10 protein-coding genes are annotated in these 12,044 nt (G+C 72.7%); 4 read left to right on the top strand and 6 right to left on the bottom strand.

Going from position 1 to position 12,044, the window contains the following annotated elements:
• Positions 1-2 precede the first annotated feature (2 nt).
• The 3 genes from ACXVUM_RS20370 to ACXVUM_RS20360 form a co-directional block, all read right to left on the bottom strand.
• Entirely contained in the window at positions 3-890 is an 888-nt protein-coding gene (locus tag ACXVUM_RS20370) for a TIGR01777 family oxidoreductase (RefSeq protein ID WP_458523750.1), read from the bottom strand.
• A gap of 5 nt (positions 891-895) precedes the next feature.
• Positions 896-2,782: a 2-oxoglutarate dehydrogenase, E2 component, dihydrolipoamide succinyltransferase gene (sucB, locus tag ACXVUM_RS20365; protein WP_458523749.1), complete on the bottom strand. Its 1,887-nt coding sequence runs from the start codon at positions 2,780-2,782 to the stop codon at positions 896-898.
• A gap of 195 nt (positions 2,783-2,977) precedes the next feature.
• Positions 2,978-4,498, bottom strand: a complete 1,521-nt coding sequence (locus tag ACXVUM_RS20360; RefSeq protein WP_458523748.1) for a leucyl aminopeptidase — start codon at positions 4,496-4,498, stop codon at positions 2,978-2,980.
• A 101-nt stretch (positions 4,499-4,599) separates the two neighbouring features.
• On the opposite strand from ACXVUM_RS20360, the gene gcvT reads away from it, so the two are divergent.
• Complete coding sequence (gene gcvT, locus ACXVUM_RS20355; RefSeq protein WP_458523747.1) at positions 4,600-5,712, top strand: glycine cleavage system aminomethyltransferase GcvT; 1,113 nt, start codon at positions 4,600-4,602, stop codon at positions 5,710-5,712.
• 55 nt (positions 5,713-5,767) lie between these two features.
• Positions 5,768-6,871, top strand: coding sequence for a branched-chain amino acid aminotransferase (locus ACXVUM_RS20350; protein WP_458523746.1), 1,104 nt, complete (start codon positions 5,768-5,770; stop codon positions 6,869-6,871).
• 25 nt (positions 6,872-6,896) lie between these two features.
• Here the strand turns inward: ACXVUM_RS20350 and ACXVUM_RS20345 are convergent, their stop codons facing one another.
• Genes ACXVUM_RS20345 through ACXVUM_RS20335 form a run of 3 tightly spaced genes read right to left on the bottom strand, consistent with a single transcriptional unit; the run spans position 6,897 to position 10,154 of the window.
• Positions 6,897-7,676 (bottom strand): adenosylcobinamide-GDP ribazoletransferase, encoded by a 780-nt coding sequence (locus ACXVUM_RS20345; RefSeq protein ID WP_458523745.1) that lies wholly within the window; start codon positions 7,674-7,676, stop codon positions 6,897-6,899.
• Between the two features lie 2 nt (positions 7,677-7,678).
• Complete coding sequence (gene cobT, locus ACXVUM_RS20340) at positions 7,679-9,460, bottom strand: nicotinate-nucleotide--dimethylbenzimidazole phosphoribosyltransferase (protein WP_458523744.1); 1,782 nt, start codon at positions 9,458-9,460, stop codon at positions 7,679-7,681.
• Positions 9,461-9,464: 4 nt separating this feature from the next.
• Positions 9,465-10,154 (bottom strand): DUF3043 domain-containing protein, encoded by a 690-nt coding sequence (locus tag ACXVUM_RS20335; RefSeq protein WP_458523743.1) that lies wholly within the window; start codon positions 10,152-10,154, stop codon positions 9,465-9,467.
• 91 nt (positions 10,155-10,245) lie between these two features.
• Here ACXVUM_RS20335 and ACXVUM_RS20330 point away from each other — a divergent pair, with 91 nt between their 5' ends.
• Positions 10,246-11,367, top strand: a complete 1,122-nt coding sequence (locus tag ACXVUM_RS20330; RefSeq protein ID WP_458523742.1) for a glycerate kinase family protein — start codon at positions 10,246-10,248, stop codon at positions 11,365-11,367.
• A 196-nt stretch (positions 11,368-11,563) separates the two neighbouring features.
• Complete coding sequence (locus ACXVUM_RS20325) at positions 11,564-11,953, top strand: HesB/IscA family protein (RefSeq protein ID WP_458523741.1); 390 nt, start codon at positions 11,564-11,566, stop codon at positions 11,951-11,953.
• The last annotated feature ends 91 nt before the right edge of the window (positions 11,954-12,044 follow it).

Raw genomic sequence — 12,044 nt, 5'->3', positions numbered from 1 at the left:
GCTCACGAGTCCGATCCGTTCGCCCAGCGCAGCCCGTCGTCGATGGTCGCGTGGGTGAAGGTGAACCCGCTCTCGGCGAGCACCGTCGGCACCGCGCGCTGCCCGCCGAGCAACATTTCCAGCGCGAGTTCCCCACCGGCCACGCGCAGAACCGGCCGCGGGACCCGCAGGAACGCCGGACGATGGACGGCACGGCCGAACGCCGCGGTGAACTCGGCGTTGGTCACCGGCTGCGGCGACGTGATGTTGACCGGCCCGGAGACGTCGCCCTCCAGCACATGCCGGACGGCACGGACGTGATCGGCCAGCGTGATCCACGGGAACCACTGCGACCCGTCACCGAGACGCGCCCCGAGGCCTGCCGTGAACAGCGGCCGCAACGGGCCGAGGAGTCCACCCGACCGCGAGAACACGGGCGCGGTGCGCAGGAGTGCGACCCGCGCCGACGTCGCCAACGCGGCGGTGCGCTCCCAGTCCGCCGACAGGTCGGCGAGGAACCCGCTGCCGCGCGGGCTGCTCTCGGTCCGCTCGTCGTCGCCGGTGAACCCGTAGAAGCCGGTCGCGCTGGCACTGACGAACACCGGAACGCGGTGCTCGACGATCGCGTCGGCGAGGACCTGCGTCGGGATGATGCGGCTGTCCCGCAACTCCTGCTTGAACTGCCCCGACCACGGCCTGCTCGCGATGCCGACGCCGCACAGGTTGATCACGGCGTCGACCCCGGCGAGCGTGTCGTCGGTGAGCCCGAACGTCTCCGGCCCCCACCCGATCTCGTCGGGTGACCGCGGTTCGCGCCGGACGAGACGCGACACGTCGTGCCCGGCGGACCGCAGTTCCTGCACGAGGGGGGAGCCGATGAGACCCGACGACCCCGCGATCACCACGCGCATGGTGGTTAGAGCCCCAGCTCTGCCCCGAACGCCGCTTCCTCGAGCCGGTGCTTGACCGTGGTCAGGAACCGGCCGGCGTCCGCACCGTCGACGAGACGGTGGTCATAGGTCAGCGGCAGGAACGACATCGACCGCACCGCGATCGACTCGGAGCCGTCCTCGGCGGTGATCACCGTGGGCCGCTTGACGATTGCGCCGGTGCCCAGCATCGCCGCCTGCGGCGGCACCAGGATCGGGGTGTCGAACAGGGCGCCCTGGCTGCCGATGTTCGTGATCGTGAACGTGCCGCCGGCCAGCTCGTCGGGCTTGAGCTTGTTCTCGCGGGCCCGCGACGCGATGTCGGCGATGGCCCGGGCGAGCCCGGCGATCGACAGGTCGTCGGCGTTGTGGATCACCGGCGACAGCAGGCCCTGCTCGGTGTCGACGGCGATGCCGAGGTTCACCGACCCGTGGTAGGTGATCTCCTTGGCGTCCTCGTCGATGCTGGCGTTGACGTTCGGGTGCGCCTTGAGGGCCTCGACCGTCGCCTTGGCGATGATCGGCAGGTACGTCAGGTTCACGCCCTCGGAGGACTTGAACGACGCCTTCGCCGCGGCCCGCAGTGCGACCACGCGGGTCATGTCGACCTCGAAGACCTGCGTCAGCTGGGCGCTGGTCTGCAGGGACTCGCGGGTCTTCTTCGCCGTGATGAGACGGATCCGGTTGACCTTCTGCGTGGTCCCGCGCAGCTCGGCGAGTTCGGGCCGGACACCCTTGGGTGCCGACGGCGTGCTCGGCGTCGAGGGGGTCGACGACGGTGCACTCGCGGCGGGAGCCGACTGCTCGGCCGGCTTCTTCGACTCCTCGGCTGCGGCGAGCACGTCCTGCTTGCGGATGCGACCGCCCACGCCGGTGCCCGTGACCGACTCCAGGTCGACGTCGTTCTCCTGGGCCAGCTTCCGGACGAGCGGTGTGACGTACGGCGTCGACGACAGCGTGTCCGGCTGCGAGCGCGACGAGTCGCCGGCCGAGGAGGACTCCGTCGTCGGCTCGTCCTTCGACGCCGACTCCTGCTGGGGCGCCGACTCCTTCTTCGGGGCGTCCGGCTCGGGCTGCGGCGACGAATCCGACTCGGAGGCGACGGACTCCTTGCCGGCGCCGGAGCTGCCGGAGTCGCTGTCGGCGTCGGCCGAGTCCGCGTCGGCGTCGTCCGACGACGGTGCGGAACCCGAGTCGCCGCCGGAGGAGGCGGGGCTGCCGGAGCCGATCACCGCGAGACGTCCGCCGACCTCGACCACGTCGTCCTCGTTCGCGACGATCTCGAGCAGGGTGCCGGCGACCGGCGACGGGATCTCGGTGTCGACCTTGTCGGTGGAGACCTCGAGGAGCGGCTCGTCCTCGGCGACCTCGTCGCCGACGGACTTCAACCAGTTCGTGACTGTGCCCTCGGTGACAGACTCGCCCAGCTCGGGCATCGTCACGTCGGTGCCGTCGCCGCCACCGTTCGACCCGGCGCCGCCGGACGGCTTGGTCGCCGGCTCGTCGGCGTCGGCGGAGGGCTCGGGCTCGTCGGCGGGGGAATCGCCACTCTGTTCCTGCGGCGCGGTGCCGCCGGACTCGTCGGAGTCCCCGGCGTCGTCGGAACCGGAGTCGTCACCACCGGAGGGGGCCTCGCCCTCCTCGCCGATCTCCGCGAGGTCGCCGCCGACCTCGACGACGTCGTCCTCCTGGGCGATGATCTTCGTCAGCACGCCCGAGGTGGGGGCGGGGATCTCGGTGTCGACCTTGTCGGTCGACACCTCGAGCAGTGGCTCGTCCTCGGTGACCGTGTCCCCCTCCTGCTTCAGCCAGCGGGTGACTGTCCCCTCGGTGACGCTCTCACCGAGAGCGGGCATCTGGACGGAGAAGGCCATGTCTGTCGACTCCTCGACTCGAGATCCGGTGTGTGATCGTCGGTTCCGGCCACCACGGGTGAGGTGGCGCGGTCGTGCGGTCGGGCGCGACATGATGCGGCCGCGCCTCCGGGGAAAACCCTACCCGTACGGACCCCGCCCACGGTGACCACCGCCACGTCTCGTCGCCGGGCCGCCGTGCGGGCCGCGCGGCGGTCAACCGGCCGACGCGATGTCCTCGATCACGGCGATCATCGTCCGCACCGGCACACCGGTCCCGCCCTTCGGCGTGTGCCCCCAGGGACCCCCGGTGTTGAACGCCGGACCGGCGATGTCCACGTGCGCCCACGCCACACCCTCCGGCACGAACTCCCGCAGGAAGATGCCCGCCGCGAGCATCCCCCCGTTGCGGTGGTTGGTCACGTTGGCGAGGTCGGCCACGCGGGACTTCAGGTCGGCGCGCAACTCCTCCGGGAACGGCATCGCCCAGCCGTGTTCGCCGACCCGTCGCGAGACTTCCGCGACGCGGTCGCGGAACTCGTCGGTGCCCATCACGCCGGGGGTCCGCGCGCCGAGCGCGACCATCTGTGCGCCGGTGAGGGTCGCGGTGTCGATGAGGTAGTCGGGGTCGTCCTCGCAGGCGCGCACGATCGCGTCGGCGAGGATCAGTCGTCCCTCGGCGTCGGTGTTGATGACCTCGACCGTGGTCCCGCCGTACTGGGTGAGGACGTCGCCGGGGCGCTGCGCGGTCGAGGACGGCATGTTCTCGGCCATCGGAACCGTCGCGGTCACGTCCGCGCCGACACCGAGCCGGGCCGCGAGGACCACGGTGGCGACGACTGCGGCCGCACCGCCCATGTCGGAGGTCATGTTCTCCATACCCGCGGCGGGCTTGATGGAGATGCCGCCGGTGTCGAAGGTGATGCCCTTCCCGACGAGTGCGACAGTGGGTGCGTCGGCGACGCCGCTGCGGTACGTCATCCGCACCAGGCGCGGCGGCCGTGACGAGCCCTTGCCGACCCCGACGATCCCGCCGTAGCCGCCGTCGCGGAGGGCGTCGTCGTCGAGGATCTCCACCTCGAGGCCCGCGTCCCGCCCCAGATCGGCCGCGCGTCGGGCGAACTCGTCGGGGTAGAGGTGGCTCGGTGGGGTGTTGACGAAGTCGCGGGCGGTGGCGACGGCCGCACCGACGTGCCGGGCACGGTCGACCACCGCGTCCGCGTCGTCGACACCGTCGGCGACGAGCTCGACCGTGGCGAGCGGAGTGGTCGAGGAGCGCGACTTCGCCGACCGGAACTCCTCGAACCGGTAGGCGCCGAGGAAGAAGCCTTCCGCGGCAGCACCCAGGTCCAGCGTCGAGAGCGTCGTCACCGCGGTCTCCACACCGTCGAGTCCCCGCGCCGCGGTGCCGGCCGCCTGGCGCACGGCGTCACCCGCGACGTCTGCGTCGCCACCCAGGCCCACCGTGAGCACGCTGACCGTGCCGACGCCGTCGGGTGCCGGCACGCGGTGCGTCTGCCCGACGGCGCCGGTCGCACCGACCGCGGAGGCCGCGGCGGCGACGGCAGCGGCGACCCCGTCCGACAGCCCCGACCCGGCCACCCGGGGTCCGTCGCCGCCCTCGGATGCGGTGAGGAGCCCGACCACGAGCACGTCGGCGGTAGCCCCGTCACCGGGGACACCGTCGGCGACGCGGAGTTCGGGGCCCGGGCGGCGGGTGTCGGAAGAGGTGGTCACGGTGCACCTTTCGGATCGGGATGTCTGCGATGGTCCAGCCTACGGGCGTGCGGGTCGGCGCGACCCGGCCAGTCGCGGCGCCACCCGATAGGTTGACCGGCATGGCCGATGCACCGATCCCGGGTCCGATCACCGACGTCCACACCGCCCTCGGGGCGACGTTCGCCGAATTCGGCGGGTGGTCGATGCCGGTGTCGTATGCCGGGACCGTCGCCGAGCACACCGCCGTCCGCGAGACGGTCGGCCTCTTCGACGTCAGCCACCTCGGCAAGGCCTCGGTGACCGGGCCCGGGGCCGCGGCGTTCGTCAACCGGTGCCTCACCAACGATCTGGACCGGATCGAGGCCGGACGTGCGCAGTACACCCTGTGCGCCGACCCGTCCGGCGGTGTGGTCGACGACCTCATCGTCTACCGCGTGAGCGACGACGAGCTCTTCCTGGTCCCCAACGCCGCGAACACCGCCTCCGTGGTCGCAGCGCTGGCGGCGGCCGCCCCCGACGACATCACCGTGACCGATCGCCACCGCGAGTTCGGCGTGCTCGCGGTGCAGGGTCCGCGGTCGCAGCAGGTGCTCACCGAGGTCGGACTCCCCGCCGACATGGGGTACATGTCGTTCGCCGACGCCGACCTCGAGGTGGGCGGACGGACTCGTCGCATCCGGGTGTGCCGCACCGGCTACACCGGCGAGCACGGGTACGAGCTCCTCCCGGCGTGGGAGGACACCGCCGACGTGTTCGAGGCCGTCCTGTCGGCGGTCACCGCCGCCGAGGGCCTGCCCGCCGGCCTGGGTGCCCGCGACACCCTCCGGACCGAGATGGGCTACCCGCTGCACGGACACGAGCTGTCGCTGGACATCAGCCCCGTGCAGGCGCGGTGCGGCTGGGCCGTCGGCTGGAAGAAGCCGGAGTTCTTCGGACGCGATGCGCTGCTCGCCGAGAAGGAGGCCGGTCCGACGCGACGGCTGCGCGGCCTACGCGCGACCGGCCGTGGCGTCCCGCGCGCCGAGTGCCGCGTCACAACGACCTCCGGCGACGACATCGGCGTGTGCACGTCCGGCACGTTCTCGCCGTCGCTCAAGCAGGGCATCGCCCTGGCACTGATCGACACCGCCGCCTCTGTGTCCGACGGGGACACCGTCGTCGTCGACGTCCGCGGCCGTGGGCTGGAGTGCGAGGTCGTGGCGCCGCCGTTCGTCGACGTGAAGACCCGCTGACCCGACCACCGTGTGGGACCTGTGGGGCTCACGGGGCGGGGTCTACGATCGGCCCATGACCATGCAGTTCACCCGGACCGAGCACCCGCAGCCGGTGTCGGCGTCGCGGCGCGAGGAGATCCTGCAGGCGCCCGGGTTCGGCAACCACTTCACCGACCACATGGTTCTGGTCGACTTCGACCGCGACCGCGGATGGCACTCTCCGCGTGTGGAGCCCTACGGGCCGATCGCGCTGGACCCGTCGGCGATGGTGCTGCACTACGCGCAGGAGATCTTCGAGGGACTCAAGGCCTACCGGCAGCCGGACGGCACGATCGCGTCGTTCCGTCCCGACGCGAACGCCCGTCGCCTCAACACCTCGGCGCGGCGTCTGGCGATGCCGGAGCTGCCCGAGGAGGACTTCCTCGCGTCGCTGCGCGCGCTCCTCGCCGCCGATCACGAGTGGGTTCCCGCCGCCGGCGGTGAGGACTCGCTCTATCTGCGGCCGTTCATGTTCGCGACCGACGCCGCGCTCGGCGTCCGGCCGTCGAACACCTACACGTACATGGTGATCGCCTCGCCCGCGGGCGCGTACTTCACCGGAGGGCTGAAGCCGGTCAGCGTCTGGCTGTCGTCGGAGTACGTGCGCGCGGCGCCGGGCGGCATCGGGGACGCGAAGACCGGCGGCAACTACGCCGCGTCGCTGCTCGCCCAGGCGCAGGCAGCCGACCACGGATGCGAACAGGTGGTGTGGCTCGACGCGATCGAGCGACGCTTCATCGAGGAGATGGGCGGGATGAACCTGTTCTTCGTCTTCGGTGCCGGTGCCGACGCGCGGCTGGTGACCCCGGAGCTGTCCGGGTCGCTGCTGCCCGGGGTCACCCGTGACTCGTTGCTGTCGCTGTCGGTCGACGCGGGGATCGCCGTCGAGGAGCGGAAGGTGTCCGTCGAGGAACTGCGCAAGGGTGTCGCGAACGGCGACATCACCGAGGTCTTCGCCTGCGGGACCGCCGCGGTCATCACCCCGGTCGGACGGGTCGCGAGCGACTCCGACGACTACGCGATCGGCGACGGCACGCCCGGTCAGGTCACCACCGCCCTGCGGGACACCCTCACCGGGATCCAGCGCGGCACCTTCGCCGACACGCACGGGTGGATGACCCCGCTGTTCGGCGGCTGATCCGGCGACCTGCGCGCCCCGTCGGCTAGATCGCGAGGCCGACGAGCGTCGCGGCCGTCGCGAGTTCCACCGTCGCGCCCAGGACGTCACCCCCGACGCCACCCAGGCGACGGTCGCAGTGGCGGGTCCACAGCGCCGCGCCGGCCAGCACCACGATCGTCACGACCGGTCCACGCCACCAGTGGGCCGTGTCGCCCACCACCGATGCGGCCACGGCGACCACCACCCACGCGATGACCGAGACCCGTTGCGTCGCAGCGACGATCGCGCCGAAGCCGTTCGCGGGCGCGGTGAGTCCGCGGCGGCAGGCGAGCACGACCGCGACACGTCCGAGCGCGACCGCCAGCACGATGGCGGCCCATCGACCGTCGTCGGCGAGCGCACCGATCACCATCGCCTGCAGACCCAGGACGAGAACCAGACAGGCGGCCCCGAACGGCCCGACCGGACCCGACCGCATGATCTCGCGGGCCTGGTCCGGCGGTCGCATGCTGCCCAGGCCGTCGGTGGTGTCGGCCAGTCCGTCGAGGTGCATCCCCCGCGTGGCGACGGCCAGGAGGGCGACGGCCAGCAGACCCACGGCCGCGGACGGCAGATCCGTCGCCGACAGCCCTGCGGCGACCGCCGCGGTCACGAGGCCCAGCGCCACACCGACGACGGGTGCCGCGGCGATGGCCGACGAGCCCGCACGGCGGTCGACGGTGAACCGCGGCTGGGGGAGCGGCAGGACCGTCAGCCACGAGAACGCCAGCCACACACCGCGTCCGGGTGTCGGTCGGTGCCGGGTCCGCTCCTCGGCGGCCACCGTCAGACCGGCTCGGTCGCGGGGGCCTCGGAGCGGGTGGCGACACCGGCGTCGTCGAACGTGGCCATGGACGCCAGCGTGGCGACCGCGGCCTGCAGGATCGGCAGGGCGGTCAACGCCCCGCTGCCCTCGCCGAGTCGCATGCCGAACTCGACGACGGGTTCGAGGTCGAGCTGACGCAGCGCGAGGCTGTGGGCCGGCTCGGCCGATCGGTGCCCGGCGAGCCACCAGCGGGCCGCACCCGGCGCGAGGTCCTCGGCGACGAGGGCCGCCGCCGTGACGACCACCCCGTCGAGGATGACCGGTGTCCGGCGGAGAGCGGCCTGGGCGAGGAATCCGGCCATCGCCGTGATGTCGGCACCGGCGACCGCGGCGAGCAGGTCCACCGGCGATCGGGACACCGTGCGGGCGCGGCGCATGCCGTCGCGGATCGCCGCGGTCTTCCGGATCCACCCGGCGTCGTCGATGCCGGTCCCGCGGCCGACGACCACGACGGGCTCGGTGCCGGTGAGGGTTCCGACGAGCACCGCCGCGGGGGTGGTGTTGCCGATGCCGAGATCACCGACGACGAGCAGGTCGGCGCCCGAGTCGACCAGATCGTCGGCGATCGCACGTCCGGCGGCCAGGGCCGATCGGACCTCCTGCGCGGAGAGCGTGTCCTCCACCCGGAGGTCGCCACTGCTGCGTCGCACCTTGTGGGTGCTGTAGCGGGGGTCGGTGTCGGCGTCGACCGAGAGGTCCTCGACCTGCACGCGGGCACCGACACGCTCGGCGAGCACCGACACCGCGGCGCCACCGGCGGCGATGTTCGCCACCATCTGGCCGGTCACCTCGGGCGGGTAGGCCGACACGCCGGCCCGTGCCACGCCGTGGTCACCGGCGATCACGACGACGACGGGGTCGGCGAAGGGTGCGGGTGGGCACTGGCCCTGACACGACGCGGCCCAGATCGACAGCTCCTCGAGCCGCCCCAGGGAACCCTCGGGTTTGGTCAGCGACCGTTGGCGCATCCGCGCCCTCTCGGCCACCTCCGGGTCCGGCGAGGCGATGACGTCGAACTCGTCGGGCGCGTCGCGGTGCGTTCCGGTGGCGGGCGTCGGCAGCGGCTCTCGGCGTGCGGCCGGCTCCGGGGCGGGGGTCGGTGCGGCGACGGGCTCGGGGGGCGCGACCGGGACGGGTGCCGGGATGGTCGCGGCGTGCGACGCCGTCGGGGTCTCGGACGGTGCCGTCGGGGCGGCTGCGTCTCCGCCGGCGACGGGGGCGTCGAGTTCGAGCACCCGGCCGGCGACGACGAGCAGCACGCGATCGCACACGGCGGCGACCGCGGTGTTCACCCGGCCCAGCTCGTCCTGGAAACGGCGACCGGACGGCACCGGCGCGACCAGCGACAGTCCGACCTCGGGCGACACGAGCACCAGGTCACCGCGGTGGGCGGCGACGGCCGCGGCCAGGTCTGCGATGCGACCGGTCAGGTCGACGTCGGGGTTCTCCCACCCGCCGAGCCTGTCGAGATGCGAGGACACCCAGTTGCCGAGGTCGTCGACGAGGGTGGGGGAGTCGGGGTCGTCTCGCAGGACGACCGCGACGTCGTCGTCCTCGACGACGGTCCAGCCCGCGGGCCGTCGATCGCGGTGTGCGGCGATGCGTGCGGAGAACTCCGGATCGCCCGTCGGCGGGAGCGTCGCGGTCGCGACGTAGCGGACCGCGTTCCCGGAGGTGCGGACGATGTCCTCGGCCAGCGCGGATTTGCCCGAGCGGATCCCGCCCAGTACCAGCGTGCGCACGCCCTCAGACCGCGTCGCCGGGCTTCACCTGCGGGCGGGGCGCGCGCATGAACCGCATCTGCATAGACCGGCTGAACGAGTACCAGCCGAGTGTGAACCCACCGTCGGTGGAGTCCGGGAACCGTTCGCGGACACGCTTGTTCACCAGGCGGCCCAGGATGAACGCGTCGATGGCGAGGAAGACCGCGAACACGAGCATCAGCAGCGTCGCGTAGACGGCGATCGCCGGCAGGAACATCACCACGATCAGCAGGATGGCGAACGGCATGAACAGGCCGGCGAAGTTGCGGCGTGAGTCCACGACGTCGCGGGCGTAGCGGCGGACCGGTCCCTTGTCGCGCGGCATCAGGTACCGCTCGTCGCCGTCCATCATCTTCTGCCGCTGTTCGACGCGCGCGGTCTTGCGGTCCTCGCCGGCGGCCTTGCGCTCGGCGCGGCTCTTGCGCGGACCCTTGAGTTCCTTACGACGCGCGCGGGCCTCGGAGCGGGTCAACGGGGCGGGGGTCACCGGGCCCCGGCGACGTGCCTCCGCCTCGCGACGCTTCGGCGTCGGCCTGCCCTTGCCCTGCGTGGTGCGTGTCGCGGTCGCGGTGGTGCCGTCCGCGGTCGCCGATCCGTTCTCCGTCTCGGCGCGCGCGGAGGCGGCGTCCGCACCGGTCGCGGCGGGCGTGTCGTTCTTCCAGGGCAACTTCACGCCCGCCAGGATATTCGACCGGGCGAGTGCCGTGGGCGCCCCGGCCATCCGAGAGCGCGCCGGGATGGCTCGGCGTTCCTATACTTCGCCCATGCGGGTCCTCATCGCGCCCGATTCCTTCGGCGACACACTCACCGCCGTCGAGGCGGCGGACGCCGTCGCCCGGGGCTGGTCGCGGGCCCGACCTGCGGACGAGCTGGTGAGTGCACCCCTGTCCGACGGCGGCCCCGGCTTCGTCGACGTCCTGGCGACCCGCACCGGACGGGTGGTCGTCACCACGGTGCGCGGGCCGCTGGGCGACCCCGTCGACGCCCGCTGGCTGATCGACGACTCCGGGCCGGTGACCACCGCATATGTCGAATGTGCGCAGGCGTGCGGCCTGCACCTCGTCGCCGCACCCGATCCCCACACCGCTGTCGCCGCGTCGACGTGGGGTGTCGGGGAACTCCTCGACGCGGCACTCGCGGCGGGTGCGCGGCGGATCGTCGTCGGTCTCGGTGGGTCGTCGAGCACCGACGGCGGGGCCGGGATGGTGGCCGCGGTGGCCGGTCACCCGCCGCCCGCCGCCGACGAGGATCCCGCCGCGGCGGTCGGCGACGACGACCGTGCGCGGTGGGTCTCGGTGGCCCGCGACATGCTCGACGGGGTCGAGATCGTCGTTGCCTCCGACGTGGAGAGCCCCCTGCTGGGGCCGTCCGGGGCAGCGGCGGTGTTCGGGCCGCAGAAGGGTGCCGATCCCGCCACGGTCGCCGTGCTCGAGGAACGGCTGCGTCGATGGGACGAGGTCCTCACCGGTGCCACCGGCCGGTCCCGGCGCGACGAGCCCGGCGCGGGGGCGGCCGGCGGGTTGGGTGCGGGCCTGTTCGCGCTCGGCGGTCGACGGGTGTCGGGTGCGCAGATGGTCACCGATGCGATCGGTCTCGACGGCCTCGTCGCCCGCGCCGACCTGGTCGTCACCGGCGAGGGCAAGGTCGACACACAGACCCTGACCGGCAAGGTCGTCGCCGCGGTCGCCGCGATGGCGGCGGCGCACGCGGTGCCGACCGCGGTCGTCGCCGGACAGGTGCGACTCGACGAGGCCGCGCTCCGGGAGGCCGGCGTCGTCGCGGCGCACGCGGTCGTCGACGTGGCCGACTCCGTACAGCACGCGATGGACCAGGCCGGTCCGCTGCTGGCGGAACTGGCCGAGCGGATGGCCCGGACCTGGCCCTGACGACGGCGGATGACCGGGCTCACAGGTCGAGGCCGCAGCGTCCACCGCGACACGCGGGAACAGGGCGCACAGGAGTACCGTTGACACCTCAGGCACCTGATCGACGCGACACCGCCGTCAGAAGCTTGCACGTCGACACGACGAGAGATCGTCGGACCGCGAGTCATCGCGGACCACGAGAACACAAGGAGAACGCATGACCCAGAGCGACGTCGTCACAGACAACCAGGTCACCGCCGACACCGAGACCACCGCCCCCGCGACGGGCGTCGTCCTGACCGATGCCGCGGCAGGCAAGGCCAAGGCCCTGCTCGACCAGGAAGGGCGCGACGACCTCGCCCTGCGCATCGCCGTCCAGCCGGGTGGCTGCGCGGGTCTGCGCTACCAGCTCTTCTTCGACGACCGCACCCTCGACGGTGACCTCGTCGCCGACTTCGGCGGCGTCAAGCTCGCCGTCGACCGGATGAGCGCGCCGTACGTCCAGGGCGCCTCGATCGACTTCGTCGACACCATCGAGAAGCAGGGCTTCACCATCGACAACCCGAACGCGACCGGCAGCTGCGCCTGCGGCGACTCGTTCAACTGATCGTCGCCGTGGCCCGTCGTTGACGGGCGGAACGGACATACGGCCGTGGCCCCCACCGAGACGGTGGGGGCCACTGCCGTTGCAGTAGCGT

The sequence above is a fragment of the Williamsia sp. SKLECPSW1 genome (genome assembly GCF_054332755.1).
Note: the sequence above shows the minus strand (reverse complement) of the source record. Positions and strands in the feature narration are given on the sequence as shown.